Below are 20,016 nucleotides of genomic sequence, written 5' to 3'. Positions count from 1 at the left end.
CCGATGAACGATATTCTCTATGTGCTGCTGCGGCGCCTGCGCGCGCCGCTGATTACGCTGATCGTCGTCTACGCGGTGGCGGTATTGGGCTTTACTCTGATACCGGGGCAGGACAACGACGGCAACGTCTGGCACATGGATTTCTTCCACGCCTTCTATTTTGTCTCGTTCATGGGCTCGACCATCGGGTTCGGCGAGATCCCCTATGCATTCACCAACGCCCAGCGCATGTGGACGATGGTGACTATCTACGCATCGGTAGTCGCCTGGCTGTACGGTATCGGGACCATACTGGCGGTCTTTCAGGATTCAGGCTTTACACGCCTGCTGCGCCTGCGCCGGTTTGTCAGAGAGGTTAATGCGCTCAATGAACGCTTCTACCTGATCTGCGGTTACGGTGTGACTGGCAGCTATGTGGTGCGTGAGCTGATCGACAACGGTGTACGTGCCGTGGTGGTGGATATCGATCAGGATCGAATCGACGCGCTGGAGCTTGATGGGCTGGTCGTCCCAGTGCCTGGGCTGTGCGCCGATGCGTCACTGCCGGACATACTCGACTACGCGGGGTTACAGCATAAGCATTGTGTCGGTGTACTGGCGCTGACCAACAGCGACAAGGTCAATCTGGCGGTCGCGATCGCCAGCAAGGTGCTGATGCCCAAACGGCGGATGATCAGCCGTTCAGAAAACGATGTCACCACCGCCAACCTGGCCTCGTTCGGCACCGACATGATTGTCGATCCTTTCCGCTCCTACGCCGAGTATGTGGCGCTGGCGGCACACAGCCCCCATCGTCATCTGGTGTATGATTGGCTGATGAACCCGGATCATCGCACGCTCGCAAGTGTTTACCGGCGCTCCAAAGGGCGCTGGATTATCTGCGGCTATGGGCGGTTCGGCCGCAATATCGCGCGCAACCTGAGACAGGAGGGGACAGAGCTTACAGTGATCGACCCCAACCCCGAGAGTATCAGTGGCATGAGCGGCTCGGTATTGGGCATCGGTACCGAAGCGATCACCCTGCAGCAGGCCGGTATAGAGGATGCCGTCGGTATCGTAGCGGGCACCGCCAACGATGCCGATAACCTGTCGATCATCATGACGGCGCGTGAGCTTAATCCGAAACTCACCACGGTTGTCCGGCAGAACCTCAGCGCAAACGAGCTGGTCTTTGCCCACTCCCGCTGCGACTTCATCATGCAGCCGGGTAAGATCATCGCCTCACAGATTCTGGCCCAGCTGAAAACCCCGCTGTTGTCGGTGTTTATCGATCACCTGATGCAGCAGGATGAGGTGTGGGCACATACGCTGGTCAATCGCATGAGCGCAATGGTGGGCGATGAAGCACTTGATAGTCGGTCGATCCGCATTGATGAGATTGAGGCTCCTGCCATTCTGGGCAAGTTGGAAGAGGGGACCGAGGTAAAACTGATTGCGTTGATGAAGAACCCCCACGACCGCCGCGATACGCTCGATTTCTTCCCGCTTATGCTGCGCCGTAACGGAGAACTCAAGTCATTGCCCGGTGAGTTGACGCTTTTGCAACCCAAGGATGAGCTCCTGTTTTGCGGACGCAAAAGCGCTCTGGACAAGTTTGAGTGGGCCACCCACAACTACAACACCCTGCACTATATCCTCACCGGTGAGGATGCTACGCAAAGCCGTATCCAGCGCTGGATCAGTGCAAAGACGGAGCGTTAATGGCTTACCTGTTTCTTACACTTACGATCCTGTTCTGGGCCGGGAATCTTGTTACCGCCAGCGCCATACATATGGAGGTCGAGCCTGTCATGCTCGCGTTTCAGCGTTGGGTGCTGGTGCTGGTGCTGATCTTGCCCTGGGCACTGCCCCGAATCTGGCGTCAGCGACAGGTGATTCTGGCCCATTTGCCGATACTCATCGTGCTATCGATATTGAGTGTGGCCAACTTCAACACCTTCCTGTTCATCGGCTTGCAGGATACGACTGCGTCAAATGCCGCCTTGATGCAGTCGGCTATACCGATTGTCATTCTGGTGTTGAGTGCGCTTTTGTTACGTGAACCCACGACACCGCGGCAGTGGGTGGGGGTGTTTATCTCCATAGCCGGGGTGGCGGTGCTTATCACCCGGGCGAACCTCGATATGCTGCTTAACCTGAGCTTCAACCGAGGGGATATCTGGGTCGGTGCGGCGGTGCTGACCTGGTCCTTGTACTCGATAGCCTTGCGCTGGCGGCCGACGCAACTCGACGGATTTACACTGTTCGCTGTCAACGTATTGATCGGCGTGCTGCTGCTGTCGCCCGTTGCGATGACCTCAGGGGGAAGCGCGATAACGGTGGATTGGTCACCGTCTGTAGTTGCGGTTGTGGCCTATATGGCGGTATTTCCATCGATACTGGCCTATCTGTTCTGGAATCGCGGCGTGGCGGAACTGGGCGCGGCCAAGGCCGGTCTATTTATCCACCTGATGCCGCTGTTCGGTGTGGTGTTGTCGGTACTGTTTCTTGGCGACACCCTACACCTCTATCACGCAGTGGGTATGGGCCTTATCTTTACCGGTATCTACTTAGCGACTTTGTCGCAGACAATCGGTAAGCTGCAACCCAAGCGCACGTAGAAGCGCATCGGACATACAACTTTGTAAGGAGATTCAATGCGTACCCTGACGACCAGTTTCCTCGTGATTCTGCTTAGCTTTCTGATACCGGTAGAGGAGGTTCAGGCCAAACGCCTCGGCGGTGGTTTCTCACTGGGCAAAAGCTATACGGCGCCCAAAAAGGTGTCGCCTTCGCCCACCTACAACAAGCAGCAGGATGCTCAATCCACCACCACAACGCCGACCCAGACGACCACAGCACCACGTCGTTCCGGTTTTGGAGGCATGATGGGCGGGTTGCTGGCCGGTGGCTTGTTGGGCGCACTGTTTTTCGGCGGAGCCTTCGAAGGCATCCAGTTGATGGATATCCTACTGATCGGACTGGTGGGTTTCCTGTTGTACAAAATGTTTGCCGGACGGCGTCAGTCGCAACCCGCCTATGCCGGTATGGGGACAGAGCAGGGGCAGGATACGCAGCAGTGGCGTCAGCAGGCCGACGTGCCGCAGCCGCCGGTATTTGACGGTGGTATCGGCAGCTCGCTGTCCGAACCGGAGCTGGAACTGCCGGAGTGGTTCAATAAGAAGGCGTTTCTCGAACAGGCCTGCGCCCATTTTACCGGCCTGCAGAAAGCCTGGGATGAGAGCAACTGGGACGAGCTTAGCAGCTACACCACACCCGAACTGTTCGAAGAACTGAAAGCCCAGCGTGGCCGTTTCCCTGAGCGCCAGAACACCGAAGTGGTATCGGTTATGGCTGATCTGATCAACTTCATCGACGAGCAGAGCCAGGTGATTGTCAGCCTGCACTTCTACGGTTGGCTGCGCGAAGATGAACAAAGCGGTACGGCTGAATTCAGCGAAATCTGGCATCTGAGTCGTGATATGAGCGTTGAGAACGCCGACTGGTTCATCGTCGGTATCGAACAACCGAAGTAATCGGGCACAACAGCAATACAAAAAAGCCAGTCATTTAGACTGGCTTTTTTGTACCTGCCGTATTTCACCGCCAACTTAGCTGCGGTTGCGCGCTTCCATCTCCGCCCGAGCGCGAATTACCTCGGCGGGCACGGCCAGTTGTTTCATCAGATAGCGGCGAAACGCCTCGGGGTAGTCAAGCTCGATCAGGGCCCGTTCCATACACAGCAACCACGCCTCTTTACTCTGCATATCCACCGGAAAGTGCTTGTGTGCCTCCGGGATGGTGATAGGGCCAAAGTGCTCCTTGGACAGCTTCGGGCCGCCCATCCATCCAGAGAGGAAGTACGCCAGTTTGCGCTTGGAGCCTGAGAGATCCTCCGGATGCATCGCGCGGAGCGTAGCCGCCTCGGGCAGTGTGCCCATCAACGCATAGAATCGATCAACCAGAGCGGTAATACCCTCGATGCCCCCGGCGGCTTGATACGTCGCATCGCCTGTACCGTAGGCTGGGGCCGTGTCGTGTTGAGTGCTGTCTGTCATTGGAGTGTCCGGGGTGTGGCAGGCCAATTGAATACGGAGCACCAAGCATGCCGGGAATGTGTTGATGGAACAATAGAGGTGTAGCAATAGGCCGTGGTGAAGTTGTCATGTATGGGCTTCACCACGATCCTCAATGACAGGGCTACTGTGAGAGTGCCAGAAGCGTCGATTTCTCAATGTTTTCCAAGTGAGTTTTCATTGCGGCAGCGGCTTGATCGGCATCTCTGAGTTTCAATGCATCGACAATCGCCTGATGATCCTGAATGCTTTGAGGAAGAACACCGTCTATCTCAGTCGCCTTGCGTCGAGCGTCCATTGCGATGTTGTACATGCCGTCGGCAAGTCGCGATAGCACAGCATTGCCTGCTACGGTTGCCAGAAGTTCATGAAACTTTTGATCGGAGATTCGGAAGGCAACTGGATCATCGACGGCATCTTTCTGAATGGCGATCAAACGTTCGAACTCTTCGATATTGTCATCAGTGACCTTGGCTGCTGCCTTGGCCACCATTTCGCATTCAAGTATTCGACGGCATTCGAAAATGTCAGGGATACTTTTGTCTTCTATGGAAACAAAAAACTCCAAAGGCTTTAGCAGATCTTTCGCACGCAAGTCGGAGATGTAGCTACCGCCACCTTTTCGGGTAGCGGTAATGCCCAGAATAGACAGCGCCCGCAGTGCTTCCCTGAGTGTTGGGCGGCTCACATTGAAGACTGCCATCAACTCTTTCTCGGAGGGCAGCTTGTCACCGGGTTTAAGGTTGCCCGCTTGAATCAGGTTAAGGATGCGATCGACTACCTTTTCGGCAATCGACTCCCGTTCGATAGGGCCTATCTCAGCGCTGGATAGAAAATTTTCCATTTTGATCTATTGATTGCCTCTTCTCGGGAGATGTTGCACACATCTCCATGACTCGGTGTTTGCCGCGCAGCCTGAACGTTCCTTGATACAGGGCGCCGATGAAAATCGATAGTGCGGTTTCGCCACGATGTTGTTGACAAGAATAGCGGGGTGAAGCTAAATAGTAAACACAGTATAACTTGTCAGACAGGTTAGACTATCTCCCTAAGGTAACAACTAATATAAATGAACGTGGAGAACATGATGGTTAACAACCGATTTAACGGCGTTAAGTGCATAGTTTCCGGCGTGGTATTAAGCGCGTTGTCAGTCAGTGCCCAGGCTGAAGAGGTGTGGAAGATTCAAAGTCATTTGCCCACGGGCCATATCGTTTTTCAGGCCGAGCAGAGCTGGGTGAACAACGTTAACGAAATGCTCGGTGGGCGTTTGCGCCTTGAGTTGTTGCCGGGTGGTTCGGTGGTTCCTCCCAATGAAACCATTGATGCAATTGGTTACGGCATCATTGATGGCGATATCACATCGCCTGCGTACTTCGCGGGAAGGGACAAAGGTTTCGCCATGCTCTCTGACTTGGTAGGCGGGTACGAAAACTGGACCCAGGCCTTTGCATGGTGTGAGTTCGGCGGCGGCAAGGAGCTGTTCCAGCAAGCCTATGACAAATTTAATATCCACTTCGTTGGTTGTTCCAACGCCGGTATCGAGTCGCTGATCTCGAAAAAGCCTATTCGCTCGGTTGAGGATATGGCAGGCATCAAGGTACGAGCTCCGTCGGGGCTGGCATCGAACATCTTTGCCAAGATGGATGCCTCTCCGGTCAACATGGGTATGGCTGATATCTACTCTGCCCTCGAGAAAGGCGTGATCGATGCCGCCGACGCCAGCAGCTACGTCATGAACAGCGATGCGGGGTATCACGATATTGCCAAGTACCCGATCGTTGACTTCCATTCTTTGCCAGTTCTGTCGATGTCGGTGAGTCAGAAAAAGTGGGATGCCCAGCCCAAGGATATTCAGCAGATCATTACAACTGCTTATCGAGACCTTACGGTTCAAATCAATCTTCAGGATATGGTGTCTCGCGGAGATGTCATGAAGGCAGATCGCAATAAAGGGGTCGAGCCGATCTACTGGTCGCAGGAAGAAAAAGCAAAAATGCGCGATATCGCCAAGGAAGTATGGTCTGAAGCAGCTGAACAGTCCGATCTGGCCAAGCAAGCATATGAGTCTCATGTTGCTTTCATGAAACGTCTCGGCCTGCTGTAAGCATAAAACCTGCAAATGGGTTTTTATTCGCCGGGCCGACGGGCCCGGTGAATAATGGAGAGGTCTTTATGAGATTTATCAGCTATCTATCGATAAAGATAGGTCAGTTAGTTTCTTGGTTCTTCCTGATCAGCGTTTTAATTACCGGTTATGAAGTGGCCATGCGCTATGTATTTAATGCACCCACTATATGGGTGTATGACTTGAGCATCGCGCTATCGGCCTCTGCGATTATTCTGTCTGGCTCTTTTGTTCTACAGCAACGTGATCATATCGCTATAACAGCTTTTCATCACATGCTGAGCGAAAGATGGCAGGACCGCCTCGATCTGTTCAATAGCTTGTTTTGCTCAGTGGTGTGTGCGTGTGTGGCCTGGGCCGGATGGTCTTTTGGCTGGACCGCTTTCAGCAGTTGGGAAACGACCGGCAGTGGTTGGGATGTTCCGATTCCTGCATTACTGAAGCCGCTCATTACCTTGAGCGCAGTAATGATGACACTTCAGGCGACCTGTAACTTCGTTTCGGATCTGATCGGTAACGCCAATCCGGAGGCTGAATAATGTCGGTTCAATTTGCCACACTAGGCATTCTGGGCAGCATGGTTGCCATGATGGCGCTGGGTTTGCCGCTTGCCTTCATTACGATGGCGATCGCCATCGTAACCACGTTGCTCGTGATCGGTCCTGATGGCATCACGTTGATCGCAGCACGCATGTACTCGTTCGTGACCGAGCCTGCTTTACTGGCCGTGCCGATGTTCGTATTGATGGCCGCCTTCATGGAGCGCTCAGGTGTTGCCCGTGATCTGTTCAATGCCATGTATGTATGGTCGGGACGTCTGCGCGGTGGTGTTGCCATACAAACCATGTTTGTAGCGGTACTGCTCGCGGCCATCACCGGCATAGTCGGTGGGGAAACCGTCATGTTGGGTTTGGTCGCGTTGCCGCAACTGCTGCGCCTGAACTACAACAAGCACTTGGCCGTGGGTACGATCGCCGCCGGCGGAGCGCTGGGGACCATGATTCCTCCAAGCATTGTCCTGATCATGTATGGCGTGACCGCTGGGGTATCTACAGGGGATCTCTTCAAGGCCACATTGCTGCCGGGATTGCTGCTCTCGGGTCTTTACATGGTCTATATCTTCGTCCTGTGCAAGTTCAAGCCCGAACAGGGGCCGGCGCTTCCGGAAGAGGAGGTGCTGAGTTTTCGCGACAAGTTGCGGACCCTCAAGAGTCTGATTGCGCCTGGTCTTATAGCGCTGTGGGTGCTGGGCAGCATTTACGGTGGCATAAGCTCGGTGACGGAAGCTGCCGCGATGGGATGCATCGCTACGTTCGCGATGGTTATCAAACGCGGGTTGCTGACCAAAAAATCACTGAAAGAGTCTCTGGATGAGACACTTAAAACCTGCGGAAAACTGTTCTGGCTAAGCCTTGGAGCCACAGCGCTGATCGGCATATTCAACATCATGGGTGGGTCGCGCTACCTCAGTGGGCTTATGCAGGGACTGCCGTTTGCTCCGATCATTGTCGTTATCATCATGATGGTGATTCTGGCTGTTCTGGGTATGTTTATGGATTGGATCGGTATTTTGATCCTGACCATGCCAATATTTATACCCATCATAAAATCCATGGGTCTGGATCCTGTTTGGTTCGGTGTTCTGTTCTGTATGAATATGCAGATATCCTTTATATCACCACCTTTTGGCCCCGCCTGTTTCTATCTGAAAAGTGTTGCGCCTCCAGAAGTTTCACTCATGGATATATTCCGCGGAGTTCTGCCATTTATTGTGCTCCAAATGGTCGCGCTTGGCTTGGTTATGGCTTTCCCCGATATAGCGCTTTGGCTACCTCAGCAGCTATCCAGCTATTAATAATACGAAGGGTAATAATATGAGTATTCCTGTTATCAAACATGTACGCGCATTTGTTGTTCGAGGCGGGGGCGCAGATTATCACGATCAGGGTGACGGGCACTGGATCGACGATCACATTTGCACACCGATGAGCAAATATCCGCAGTACAAGCAGAGCCGCCAGAGTTTTGGCATCAATGTTTTGGGTACTCTCGTTGTGGAAGTCGAGGCAAGTGACGGTACGGTCGGGTTTGCCGTCACAACAGGGGGGGAGCTTGGAGCCTTTATTGTAGAAAAGCACCTGGCTCGCTTTGTCGAGGGCGCCAAGGTTACGGATATCGAGAAAATCTGGGACCAGATGTTCAATGGCACGCTTTACTACGGCCGTAAGGGCATAGTGCTGAACACAATATCGGGTGTAGACCTCGCACTTTGGGATCTGCTCGGCAAGATCCGTAATGAGCCGGTTTACGAAATGCTCGGTGGTGCTGTGCGTGACGAACTGCAGTTCTATGCAACTGGAGCCCGGCCGGATCTAGCGAAAAAGATGGGCTTTATCGGTGGCAAAATGCCGCTGCAATATGGGCCTTCCGATGGCGAAGAGGGATTGAAAAAAACCATCGCCAATCTCGCTACCATGCGTGAGCGGGTTGGTGATGATTTCTGGCTGATGTTTGATTGCTGGATGAGTCTGGATCTGAACTATGCGACCCGACTTGCACACGCGGCCAAGGAATACGGCCTGAAGTGGATTGAAGAGTGCCTGCCGCCGGATGATTACTGGGGTTATGCCGAACTGCGCAAGCAGGCGCCTAAAGGCATGATGGTCACCACCGGGGAGCACGAAGCAACCCGCTGGGGCTTCCGGATGCTGATGGAGATGGGATGCTGTGACCTGATTCAGCCGGATGTGGGATGGTGTGGTGGCATAACCGAGCTCATCAAAATATCGGCGTTAGCAGATGCACACAATGTATTGGTGGTGCCGCATGGCTCGTCGGTGTACAGCTATCACTTCGTGATTACCCGGCAGAACAGCCCGTTCGCGGAGTTTCTGATGATGGCGCCCAAAGCGGATAAGGTAGTGCCGATGTTCAATCCGCTTCTGCTGGATGAGCCGGTACCGGTTAATGGTCGCATGAAGTCAACAGAGCTGGATAAGCCGGGGTTCGGTGTTCGACTCAATCCGGACTGCACGCTGACCAGACCCTATACGCATTAATTAACGGCACTGCCGCCGACGTCCACTTTTACCTGATCGACAACCGCAGTTGGGACTGATTTTGAATCAGCCTCCCCAGGGTTTTTGCGCCTTGTAAAAGCGGAATAGACGGCTGATCACAGGGGCAGGAGCACAGTGTCGCCGTGTTTCCATGGCCCTGTTAAACAGGAGAACGATGCAATGAAGTTACCTGAGAATACCTTCAAAAGACGACTCCACGCGGAGCCTCAATATGGATGCTGGGCGAGCTTCGGTACCGGCTTTTCAGCTGAAATTCTGGCTACTACTGGCTATGACTGGTTGCTGATCGACGGTGAACACGTGCCTAACACCGTGCCGATGGTGCTAGCGCAGCTTCAGGCCGTTGCACCTTACCCATCCCACCCCGTAGTGCGCGCGGTAAACGGTGATAAAGACCTGATCAAGCAACTTCTCGATATCGGTGTTCAGACGCTGATGGTCCCGATGGTCGAAAGTGCAGAGCAAGCGCGTGAACTGGTACGGGCGATGCGTTATCCGCCGCACGGCGTGCGGGGGGTTGGCGGAGGTCTGGCCCGTGCCACACGCTGGGACAGCATTCCCGACTATCTGGAAAAAGCCCATGAAGAGCTCTGTCTGATTGTGCAGGTAGAGTCTCGCAAGGGTGTCGAGAACGTAGCGGAAATCGCCGCGGTTGAAGGCGTCGATGCTGTCTTCATCGGGCCAGCCGATTTGTCGATTGGTCTTGGACATCCCGGCAATCCGGGGCATCCGGAGGTTCAGGAAAGTATCCGTTGTGTGGTGGATGCTACGCGTGCCGCCGGCAAAGCGTGTGGGATTCTTGCCCCGGTCGATACCGATGCCAAGCGCTATCTGGAATGGGGATGCACCTTCGTTGCCGTGGCGATCGATATCAGCCTGATGCGTCAGGCATTGAAAGACACACTGAGTCGTTATCGCGATTCGGACATCGGGCCTAAGCCCTCATCGCTGTACTAACAAACCTAAGAAACGCGGAGAGCAAAGTCATGACTCACACTGTTACTCAGTATCAAAACTTCATCGACGGACGCTTCACAGATACAGAGCAATTCATTGAAGTGTATAACCCGGCCACCCAGGCGTTGATTTCCCGCGTGCCGGCGTCGACCCCTGACGATGTTGAAAAGGCACTGGACGCGGCGCGCAAAGCACAGAAGTCCTGGGCCGCCAAACCCGCGATTGAGCGCGCTGGATATCTGCGCAAAATCGCAGAGAAGGTGCGTGCCGAAGCGCCGAGACTCGCCCGCATTATCAGTGAAGAGCAGGGCAAGGTGCTGGGACTGGCAGAAGTAGAAGTCAGCTTTACTGCTGACTACATCGACTACATGGCCGAGTGGGCGCGTCGCATCGAAGGTGAAATCATCACCAGCGATCGAGCGGGCGAAAACATCTTCATGTTCCGCAAGCCTTTGGGGGTCGTAGCGGGCATTCTGCCCTGGAACTTCCCGTTTTTCCTGATCGCGAGAAAGATGGCACCGGCCTTGGTGACGGGCAACACCATCGTGATCAAGCCCAGTGAGGAAACGCCTAATAATTGCTTTGAGTTTGCCAAGCTGGTCGCCGAGACCGATCTGCCTGCGGGTGTGTTTAACGTCGTATCCGGCGATGGTGGTGTGGGCGCTCAGCTGAGCAGTAATGCCAAAGTCGACATGATCAGCTTTACCGGCAGTGTTGGTACCGGTGAGCGGATCATGGCGGCGGCAGCCCCCAACATTACCAAGTTGAATCTGGAACTGGGTGGCAAGGCGCCGGCGATCGTACTCGATGATGCCGACCTGGAGCTGGCCGTGAAGGCGATTCGCGACTCACGCGTGATCAACACCGGTCAAGTGTGCAACTGCGCAGAACGCGTGTATGTTCAGCGCGGAATTGCCGATGAATTTATCAAGCGTGTCAGTGCCGCAATGAGTGAAACGCGTTACGGCAATCCGCTTACCGACTCCGACATCGAGATGGGGCCGCTGGTGAACCGTCAGGGCCTGGACAAGGTAGCGGCCGCGGTTGAGAAAGCGGTAGAGCAGGGCGCGACACTGGTCAGTGGCGGACGTATAGCCGACCTTGGCAGTGGATATCACTACGAACCGACAGTGCTGACCGATTGCACCATGGATATGGATATCATGCGGCAAGAGACGTTTGGTCCGGTGCTGCCTATTCAGATCGTCGACGATCTTGACGAGGCGATTGCCCATGCAAACGACTGTGAGTACGGCCTGACCTCCTCGATCTACACGCGGGATCTGTCGAAAGCGATGAAAGCCGTGCGCGAGTTGGACTTTGGTGAAACCTACATCAACCGCGAGAACTTCGAAGCGATGCAAGGCTACCATGCCGGAGTGCGTAAATCGGGTGTCGGTGGTGCTGACGGTAAACACGGCCTGTATGAATACTTGCATACGCAGGTTGTCTATCTGCAGAGCTGAGGCCAGTCAATAACGGGCGGCGAGCGAAGGTTCGCTGCCCGTCAAAACGTTTTATCCACACTGCGAACACGCCTGAACTGACAAAAAGGTCGTATGAACCTGACCACGTGATAGTCTGACACCTCTTCAGATCATAAAATGAAGCACCCTCAGTGCCGCAGCAGGAGTCAGGATGTCACGGACAGATCTATCCCAAACCTATCAGGAACAGGGCGACCTGTTTGCACGCATACTCGCTGCGCTGGCAGACAGCGGCCGATCGACAGACCGTGTGACGGTCGAAGATCTGGCACCGGTCGATCACTTCCATGCGCGGGGCTTTCCCGCGACGGTCGAGCTGGCAGAGCGATTGCCGATCAAAGCAGGTGATCGTCTGGTCGATATCGGCTGTGGTGTCGGTGGTCCTGCGCGCTATCTGGCTAAGCGCTTTGGTTGCCACGTATCCGGTATCGACATCACCGCACGGTTTGTCGACACGGGGAACAAACTGACCGAGCTTGTCGGCCTGACGTCGCAAGTCGAGATCGAGCTGGGCGACGGACAGACACTGCCGTATGCCGATGCGCAGTTCGACGGTGCTTACAGCCAACACGTCACCATGAACGTGCCCGACAGGGCCGCGTTTTTTGCCGAAGCCTGCCGTGTGTTAAAACCCGGCGCCTTCTTCGCCCTGACCGAGCACGGTTTGGGGCCAACCGGCGATCCCCGCTACCCCGTACCCTGGTCGGACGATGGCAGAGGGGCTTACCTGATCACCCCAAACGAGACGCGTGCAGCGTTGGAGGCAGCGGGCTTTACGGATATACACATCCAAGAGACGGGCCAGCATTACCTGTCTGGCTACAAGGCCGCCGTGGCCAAGGCCGAGGCAGGCACCTTACCCGCCTTTGGCGTCCATCTGCTGATGGGCGATAGCGCGGTGGATAAGATACGCAATGCGGGCATCAACATAGAAGAGGGGCGAACCTGTCCGATACAGGTGATATGCCGTAAGGCTTGATCAAGCGCAGTTTTCCGTACCTGAGTTGAAACCGTCATTATCGGGAAGCAGATGTTTTAGACGGTCAATTAAATTTCTGAGTGCAGAGATTTTCATGACGCTGAGCAATTGACGATATCCTATATATGGCCATTGAGATTGACAGTGCGGATAGTGGATTGTAGTGTGTTGCCACCCAAAGGATTGGGTCACTACGCGAGGATAGCGTAGCGCTTTATAAGGAGATATTCGCATGAGCAAAGACGCTTCTGTAGCGCCGAAAGAGCGTATTAATATTAAATACGTGCCCTCTACCGGCGATCAGCAAAGTGAGATGGAACTTCCTCTTAAGTTATTGGTTCTTGGGGATTTTAAAGGACACCCCGAGGATACATCGCTTGAAGACCGTGATGTGGTTCAGGTCGATAAATCGAACTTTGAATCGGTCATGAAAGAATCCAATCTCTCCGTTTCAATGACAGTCCCTAACAGGTTGACGGACAATGAAGGCGAAGAGCTTTCCGTAGACCTGAAGTTTGACTCCCTCCAAGATTTCTCTCCCGACTCTATCGGCGAGCAAGTACCTGAAATTAAAAAACTTATTGAGTTGCGCGAAGCGTTGGTTGCGCTCAAGGGGCCACTCGGGAATATACCGGCGTTTCGGTCAACTCTGCAGGACCTGATTTCGACTGAAGAGTCGAGAGAAAAGCTGCTTAGCGAGTTGCGTCAGCTGGATCAATAATTCATACGCGAAGTGCTCAGCCTATACAGGTTTGTTGAGCCTTGGGTTTAGATTTCAGAGTGGTTTAAGGAAGGCATTAACATGGACGTTCAAAGCCAGGCATCAGGCCTGTCTCGCGATTTGGATTCGACACTGCTTGATCAGATCATGGCCCAAACTCGTATGGCACCTGTCGATGAGGGGTATGACACTGCACGTCGAGGCGTGGCGGCATTTATCGGTAATATTCTCGAAACGGATAGTTCTGCAGAGCCTGTTAATAAGGCGCTGGTTGATAAAATGCTTGTCGAGCTAGACCGTAAGATTAGCGTGCAGATGGATGCCATACTGCACAGCGAGGCAGTACAGCAGATGGAGTCTGCATGGCGTAGCCTGAAGCTTCTGGTAGATCGTACGGATTTTCGAGAAAACATAAAGATCGAAGTATTACATGCGACGAAAACCGAACTTCTCGATGACTTTGAGTTTTCGCCGGAAACGACACAGTCAGGGCTTTATAAACATGTGTATTCAGCAGGCTATGGTCAGTTCGGCGGAGAGCCGGTTGGTGCGATCATCGGTAATTACGCGTTTACGCCATCAACACCGGATATGAAGTTGTTGCAGTACGTTGGCGCTGTGGGAGCGATGTCCCACGCACCTTTCCTGTCGTCTGTCGGACCTGAGTTTTTTGGTGTTGAATCATTCGAAGAACTGCCCAATATCAAGGACCTGAAGTCTACGTTTGAAAGTCCCCGATACACCAAGTGGCGTGCGCTTCGAGAGTCTGATGACGCGCGTTACATCGGACTTACTGCTCCACGCTTCCTGTTGCGCGTACCTTATGACCCGAGCGAAAACCCCGTTCGCAGCTTTAACTATCGAGAAAATGTCAGCTCTAGCCATGAGGATTACCTGTGGGGCAACACGGCTTTTGCCCTCGCCACACGATTGACGGAGAGTTTTGCCAAATATCGATGGTGTCCGAATATCATTGGTCCTCAGAGCGGTGGTGCTGTTGAAGATCTTCCGGTGCATCTGTTCGAGTCGATGGGGGCACTTCAGGCAAAGATACCGACCGAGGTTCTCATCACTGATCGCAAGGAGTTTGAACTTGCAGATGAAGGGTTCATTAGTTTGACCATGCGTAAGGGCAGTGATAATGCGGCGTTTTTTTCAGCGAACTCTATTCAAAAGCCCAAGGTTTTCTCTAACACCAAAGAGGGTCAAGACGCCCAGACCAATTACAAGCTGGGTACGCAGATCCCCTATATGATGATCGTCAACAGGCTGGCGCACTACATTAAAGTATTACAGCGTGAGCAAATTGGCTCCTGGAAGGAGCGCCAAGATCTTGAGCGAGAGCTCAATAACTGGATTAAACAGTATGTTGCGGATCAGGAGAACCCGCCCGCTGAGGTTCGAAGCCGTAGACCTCTTCGTGCTGCGCGTATAGATGTGATGGACGTACAAGGTGATCCAGGCTGGTACCAGGTTTCGATGGCTGTTCGCCCTCACTTCAAGTACATGGGCGCCAATTTTGAGCTGTCGCTGGTGGGTCGTCTGGATCAGGAGTAAACGCCTTGATCGACGATGAAATAGCCGAGTCCTACGGTGTCTGCTTCTTTGATCGTTTAGGGAGTAGCCACCACGAGGATAAGGATGGTTCCGGCTTAAGTGATATTGTCGATTCGATTAAGCGTAACGTGTCGCATGTGCTGAACACCCGTATCGGCGAAAGTCAGAGTTGTCCGGAGCTTGGGTTGTTTGATTTTAACGATGCGAGTTCCGGCAGTATCGATTTGGGCTTGAGAATGCGTCACGGGATCGCTCAGTGCCTGGCTCGTTTCGAGCCACGCTTGATCGATATCGAGGTGAAGGTTCTGTTTGACGATACTGATCCGATGAACCTCAGGTTTCATATTGTTGGTGGTATCAAAGTAGCTTCTGCCAAGGATCGGCTGAAGATCGATTTGTTACTTGATAACAACCGTAGATATAAAGTGCTTTAGTCGTGGCCCAAGATAGATATTTCAGGGATGAACTTGCGTTTTTACGAGAGCAAGGGGAGGTATTTTCGGATATCTATCCTCAGCTGGCGCGCTACCTGCGTGGTAACCATGCTGATCCGGACATTGAGCGTTTACTTGAGGGGTTTGCTTTTCTGACAGGTCGAATTCGGGAAAAGATCGACGACGAGTTTCCTGAATTTACACACTCAATGATCAGTATGTTATGGCCTAATTATTTGAGGCCAATACCCAGTACAACGATTGTTCAGTTTAAGCCTGATGGGAAAGGCATCACCCACCGCCAGAGGGTTGCCGAAGGCTGTAGGCTGGATAGCCGGCCGGTGGAGGGGCAAAGTTGCCATTTTCGTACCTGTCGCCCAGTTGATATTTATCCGTTACAGATAGCGAAGATAGACGCCTCACACTCAAGGGAGTCTACAACAATAGAGTTGTTATTCGATAACAGCAGTGCCGCTTCTTTGCGGGACATGAACCTCGAAGTATTGAGGTTGTATCTTGGTGGTCAGCGTTACAGCGCTCAGATGCTATATCTATGGTTGCATCATCATCTCGATAAAATAGAGCTGGTCAGCGCGCAAGGTGTTTTTGGCTTGCCATTAAGTGCATTTTGTTCTGTTGGGTTCGCTGCTGGTGACGGGATTCTGCCCTATCCAAAGAATGTGTATGAGGGTTATCGCGTTCTGCAGGAGTATCTGGCAATACCCGAGGCATTTCACTTTTTCGATATCAGAAAAATTGCGGATTCCGTGCCTGCTCATGTCGAGGGTAACTTTAGCGTCAGACTGCGATTTTCCAAAACCCTGCCCGCTGATGTGCACGTTCGTGACGACACGTTCTTACTTTACTGCGTACCCGCTATCAATCTCTTCGAACATGATGCCGATCCGATTGATTTGAATGGTCGACGTGTTGAATACCCAGTCGTCCCGTCCGCTCGTCACCCCTCCCACTTTGAAATTTTCAGCGTCGACAAGGTACAGGGTTGGCTTGACGCAGATCAGGGCCGCGTGCGCGGAAGGGAACGGATCTATTCTCCGTTCGAAAGCTTTCAGCACGAAGTGGAGCGGGCACGGAGTCGCACGGCGCTTTATTACCGTCTGCGCGTACGTGACAGTATGCGTAATGTTGGGATGGATCATTTCATATCCTTTGTGCGAAGTGATGAGACGCAGTGCGTCGATTTGAACGAAGCCATTTCCGTGCGTCTGACTTGCTCGAACCGCCAGCTTCCCACCCGACTGGGAAAAGGGGATGTTTGCGTACCGACCGAGACAACGCCGAGCTTTGCCGCTTTCTGCAATATAACCGAGCCCAGTAATCCTCTAAGGCCTGTGCTCGACGGCAGCCTTTTATGGACTCTGATCTCAAATTTGTCGCTTAACTATTTGTCGCTGTTATCGCGTGATGCGATTTGCTCAATTATTCGTGCTTATGACTTCAAGGCATTGGTGGATCGCCAGGCCGAGCAGGTTACTCGATTACGACTGGATGGCATCATTGGCATTCATGCAAAACCTACGGAAAGGATTATCCGGGGGATGCCGATAAGAGGCCTCAAAACAGAACTGGAGCTGGATCAGAAGTATTTTGCTTCGGAAGGTGATCTGTATCTATTCGGGGCTGTGTTGAACTGTTTTTTTGCGCTCTACGCCAGCATTAACTCATTTCATGAGCTGGTCGTGATCAATGCCCATAACAAGGAACGTTACACATGGGATATCCAGGTTGGCCAGCAGCCGCTGATCTAACCTCTCCAGAGATCGTCACTCAAGGATTGCCGATCGAGTTTCGTCAGTACAGCTTTTTTCAGCTGGTGGAATTGCTGCACAGGATAAATAGCAGGGATCCTGAGAGGGCGGACTGGGAGGTGAGTTGTGCACTCTATTTCAGTGCTACTCCAAGTCTCGGATTTGCTCCATCCGATATAACCTCGGTGGAAGAGTCTAAGGGCGGGCGGATAAAGATTGAGGCCTCGTTTTTGGGATTGAATGGCGCGCAGTCTCCGTTGCCCAGCTATCTGTTGGACATGCTGTTGAATGACGAGGCGGATATCCGGCGCCGGTTTCTGGACTTCTTCAACAACCGGTTGATCGCACTTCTCTACAGGGCGTGGCGCAAGTATCGCTATTACGTGCGCTTTCAAGACGATGCCCGTGATGCATTTTCATCCCGGGTGTTTGCGTTGGTCGGGCTTGGCAACGATAGCTTGAGAGGGGAAACGCCGATCAATTGGTGCAAGATGCTGGCCTATACCGGGATGCTCGCCGGTCGTAGTCGGTCACCACAAGCGGTCTCCGGTATCGTCGCACACTGTTTCGATCTTGATCAGGTTTCAATTCGTCAGTGGCAGTTCAGGTATGTGGATATACCGGTAGAACAGCGCTGTTGTTTGGGAATGGCTAATTCGCAACTGGGCGTGGATGCCGTTGTAGGGGAGCGTATAGGCGATATATCAAGCAAGTTTGTGCTGTGTATAAACGACCTGACACTGGATCGATTTAGGGATTTCTTGCCTTCGGGGAGGGAGTTTCTGCCGTTGTGCAAAGTGATGGAAGTGATCCTCCGTGAGCAGATGTCATATGACTTAGAGCTGATCCCGCGACTTAAAGATGCGCCTGTCATTCAGTTAGGAGAGGTCAAGGGAGGGTTGCTCGGTTGGTCTTCGTTTCTCGGTAAGGGAGGTGCCGAGAAGAAGCGTGTCGTAATTCAAATCAGGCAATGAAGGGAGTCGGATCGCTTGAGTAATTTGATTGCATTGAATGTTGTTAACTCCCAGTTGCTTGAGGCTGGGTTGACGCCACACACACGTATGGACATCGAAGGAGGAACGATAGGGGCTGACTCGTCCTGCGACTGGATTTTGCGGGATCGCCTGGGAGCTATCGGCCATGTCTACGGGCGCGTGTCATGGCTGGACGAACATTTCTGTATTGAAGATCTGTGTGGTCGAGTGCTGATGAACGGCGCGACCATCCCGTTGGGTAAAGGGCGTAAAGCGCGGTTGAATGACAATGATACGCTCAGCATTGGTCCATACACCGTTCGCGTAGCACTGCTCGATGCCGAAGAAACGAGTGGTTCGGTATCCGGTCGTCTTTCCGAGTGGTTCAAGTCCGGAGTCAGTTCATTGATCGCACATGAGGGAAAGAGCAGTGATCGTGAGGAGGGAAATGACGATGCATCCGGTGTCTTGGATGACCCATTACAGGCTCTGAGTGCAAGCGCTAATCAACACAGTTCATCAATGGTCGATACCGACGGTAAATGCCGGAATTTTACGGAGGTTGAGGCGGCGCTGGCCAAAAAACTTAACATTCAGCACAACGGCTATACCGCGCAGGCCGATACGGACTTTGATACCGGCTCGGCCATCAATCCGAGTCAAAGAATGGAAAAGGGGAGTTTCATGGACGAAACGACGTTGGACTTGCTTGAGTCCGAACTGCACGTGACTGACGGAGCACCAGAGGTTAGTCATTTGGCAACAGGGCCTATGTTACGGGGCCTCGGGGTAAATCTGGATGAAGCGGGCGATACCGGTCGGCAGCAAGCGTTGGCTGTTGAGATGGGGGCGGCTCTGCAATCGGCAATTCGAGGGTTGCTGGGCCTGCACAGTGAAGTCCAGGCGAGTCGCTACGATCTAATCAACAAGAATCTTCAGCCTATCGAGGACAACCCTCTGCGTTTGGGCCTTAGTTATGAAGAGACAGTTCGTACCCTCTTTGATGATCGTAAAAGCCCCGTACATCTCTCGCCAGCCGCGGCTATAGAGGAGAGCCTTCACTCAATCGAGCACCATAACGATGCGGTTCAATACGCCATTACTGAGGCATTAAATTACATCCTCGATGCATTTTCGCCAGAGACCTTGCTAAAGCGTTTTTCCCAATACCGGAAAGTGAGCGATGCGGCCGTCAAACCACGTGATAACTGGGCTTGGGATATGTACGAAAACTACTACCGTGAGTTGGCATCGACGCGACAACAGGGCTTTCGAAAACTTTTTTGGGAGGTGTTTGAGCAAGCGTACGACAGAAAACTCAGGGAACTGCAAAGGGAAATCTGATGAAGCTGATACGGCTATGTCTTATTGGGCTTTGTCTAACTCAACTGACTGCGTGCAGTACGGTTTGGGACGCAACTCGAAAAACAGCGCAGGTGATGTGGGATCCCTCCATACCTGTAGGGGAGATGGCAGACCGCCCGAGCACGCTGACATACAGCATGTATGCCATCGATAACGTCAATCTCAATGCGGTAGGTGATGCAACGCCGCTTGAGTTGGTGGTGTATGAGTTGGAAGACGACTCCAGATTTCTGGGGGCCGACTATGACTCGCTGAGTGCAGATGATGAAAAGGCGTTGGGGTCCAACTACATCGACCATAGCGATTACACATTGCTGCCTGGACAGTTCAAATTCGTTGATCGTTTTACAGTCAGCAAAGATACGCGATACATCGGTCTGATGGCCCGCTTCAGTGACCCTGAAGCGTCTCAGTGGAAGAAGGTTGTGAAAATAAAGCCAGCGGGCCGTGAATATCATCTGTTGATGTATTTCAGCGAGCAGGACGTTGTTCTGGATAAGGTGGAGTGAG

Annotated in this window: 19 protein-coding genes; 17 read left to right on the top strand and 2 right to left on the bottom strand. The window is 53.0% G+C overall.

Annotated elements, in window-relative coordinates:
* Positions 1-3 precede the first annotated feature (3 nt).
* The 3 genes from ADIMK_RS01285 to ADIMK_RS01275 are packed head-to-tail and all read left to right on the top strand — an operon-like array spanning position 4 to position 3,515.
* Positions 4-1,701, top strand: a complete 1,698-nt coding sequence (locus ADIMK_RS01285; protein WP_036182688.1) for a potassium channel family protein — start codon at positions 4-6, stop codon at positions 1,699-1,701.
* Entirely contained in the window at positions 1,701-2,600 is a 900-nt protein-coding gene (locus tag ADIMK_RS01280; RefSeq protein WP_036182686.1) for a DMT family transporter, read from the top strand. The genes ADIMK_RS01285 and ADIMK_RS01280 overlap by 1 nt, the downstream gene beginning before the upstream one ends.
* Positions 2,601-2,636: 36 nt before the next feature.
* A complete protein-coding gene (locus tag ADIMK_RS01275) occupies positions 2,637-3,515 on the top strand; it encodes a Tim44 domain-containing protein (RefSeq protein ID WP_036182684.1) in 879 nt (292 codons plus the stop codon).
* Between the two features lie 75 nt (positions 3,516-3,590).
* On the opposite strand, the gene ADIMK_RS01270 is transcribed toward ADIMK_RS01275, so the two are convergent.
* The gene (locus ADIMK_RS01270; RefSeq protein ID WP_036182682.1) at positions 3,591-4,037 is read right to left on the bottom strand and encodes a group II truncated hemoglobin; all 447 of its coding nucleotides are present in this window, start codon (positions 4,035-4,037) and stop codon (positions 3,591-3,593) included.
* A 142-nt stretch (positions 4,038-4,179) separates the two neighbouring features.
* Positions 4,180-4,899 carry a FadR/GntR family transcriptional regulator gene (locus ADIMK_RS01265; RefSeq protein ID WP_036182680.1) on the bottom strand — a complete coding sequence of 240 codons (720 nt, stop codon included), beginning with the start codon at positions 4,897-4,899 and terminating at the stop codon, positions 4,180-4,182.
* Between the two features lie 243 nt (positions 4,900-5,142).
* Between ADIMK_RS01265 and dctP the strand changes: the two genes are divergently transcribed.
* The 14 genes from dctP to tssJ all read left to right on the top strand — a co-directional run bounded on the left by dctP (position 5,143) and on the right by tssJ (position 20,015).
* Positions 5,143-6,162: a TRAP transporter substrate-binding protein DctP gene (gene dctP / locus ADIMK_RS01260; protein WP_036183142.1), complete on the top strand. Its 1,020-nt coding sequence runs from the start codon at positions 5,143-5,145 to the stop codon at positions 6,160-6,162.
* Positions 6,163-6,230: 68 nt separating this feature from the next.
* Positions 6,231-6,722 (top strand): TRAP transporter small permease subunit, encoded by a 492-nt coding sequence (locus ADIMK_RS01255; RefSeq protein WP_051692288.1) that lies wholly within the window; start codon positions 6,231-6,233, stop codon positions 6,720-6,722.
* Complete coding sequence (locus tag ADIMK_RS01250) at positions 6,722-8,038, top strand: TRAP transporter large permease (protein ID WP_036182678.1); 1,317 nt, start codon at positions 6,722-6,724, stop codon at positions 8,036-8,038. Before ADIMK_RS01255 ends, ADIMK_RS01250 begins: the two co-directional genes overlap by 1 nt.
* 19 nt (positions 8,039-8,057) lie before the next feature.
* Positions 8,058-9,242, top strand: coding sequence for an L-rhamnonate dehydratase (rhmD, locus tag ADIMK_RS01245; protein WP_036182676.1), 1,185 nt, complete (start codon positions 8,058-8,060; stop codon positions 9,240-9,242).
* 180 nt (positions 9,243-9,422) lie between these two features.
* On the top strand, positions 9,423-10,220 hold the full coding sequence (locus tag ADIMK_RS01240; protein ID WP_036182674.1) for an HpcH/HpaI aldolase family protein: 798 nt from the start codon (positions 9,423-9,425) through the stop codon (positions 10,218-10,220).
* A gap of 29 nt (positions 10,221-10,249) precedes the next feature.
* A complete protein-coding gene (gene aldA, locus ADIMK_RS01235) occupies positions 10,250-11,686 on the top strand; it encodes an aldehyde dehydrogenase (protein ID WP_036182671.1) in 1,437 nt (478 codons plus the stop codon).
* Positions 11,687-11,858: 172 nt separating this feature from the next.
* Positions 11,859-12,686, top strand: coding sequence for a class I SAM-dependent methyltransferase (locus ADIMK_RS01230; protein WP_036182669.1), 828 nt, complete (start codon positions 11,859-11,861; stop codon positions 12,684-12,686).
* A gap of 232 nt (positions 12,687-12,918) precedes the next feature.
* Positions 12,919-13,407, top strand: a complete 489-nt coding sequence (tssB, locus tag ADIMK_RS01225; RefSeq protein WP_036182667.1) for a type VI secretion system contractile sheath small subunit — start codon at positions 12,919-12,921, stop codon at positions 13,405-13,407.
* An 81-nt stretch (positions 13,408-13,488) separates the two neighbouring features.
* On the top strand, positions 13,489-14,964 hold the full coding sequence (gene tssC, locus ADIMK_RS01220; RefSeq protein WP_051692286.1) for a type VI secretion system contractile sheath large subunit: 1,476 nt from the start codon (positions 13,489-13,491) through the stop codon (positions 14,962-14,964).
* A 5-nt stretch (positions 14,965-14,969) separates the two neighbouring features.
* Positions 14,970-15,398 (top strand): type VI secretion system baseplate subunit TssE, encoded by a 429-nt coding sequence (gene tssE / locus ADIMK_RS01215; protein WP_036182665.1) that lies wholly within the window; start codon positions 14,970-14,972, stop codon positions 15,396-15,398.
* 2 nt (positions 15,399-15,400) lie between these two features.
* Positions 15,401-17,167, top strand: a complete 1,767-nt coding sequence (tssF, locus tag ADIMK_RS01210) for a type VI secretion system baseplate subunit TssF (RefSeq protein ID WP_036182663.1) — start codon at positions 15,401-15,403, stop codon at positions 17,165-17,167.
* On the top strand, positions 17,131-18,141 hold the full coding sequence (tssG, locus tag ADIMK_RS01205) for a type VI secretion system baseplate subunit TssG (protein WP_036182661.1): 1,011 nt from the start codon (positions 17,131-17,133) through the stop codon (positions 18,139-18,141). Before tssF ends, tssG begins: the two co-directional genes overlap by 37 nt.
* A 15-nt stretch (positions 18,142-18,156) precedes the next feature.
* A complete protein-coding gene (gene tagH / locus ADIMK_RS01200) occupies positions 18,157-19,485 on the top strand; it encodes a type VI secretion system-associated FHA domain protein TagH (protein ID WP_036182659.1) in 1,329 nt (442 codons plus the stop codon).
* Positions 19,485-20,015, top strand: coding sequence for a type VI secretion system lipoprotein TssJ (gene tssJ / locus ADIMK_RS01195; RefSeq protein ID WP_036182657.1), 531 nt, complete (start codon positions 19,485-19,487; stop codon positions 20,013-20,015). The genes tagH and tssJ overlap by 1 nt, the downstream gene beginning before the upstream one ends.
* The last annotated feature ends 1 nt before the right edge of the window (position 20,016 follow it).

Origin of the sequence: Marinobacterium lacunae, from assembly GCF_000705555.1 — a bacterium.
GTDB lineage: Bacteria > Pseudomonadota > Gammaproteobacteria > Pseudomonadales > Balneatricaceae > Marinobacterium_D > Marinobacterium_D lacunae.
Note: the sequence above shows the minus strand (reverse complement) of the source record. Positions and strands in the feature narration are given on the sequence as shown.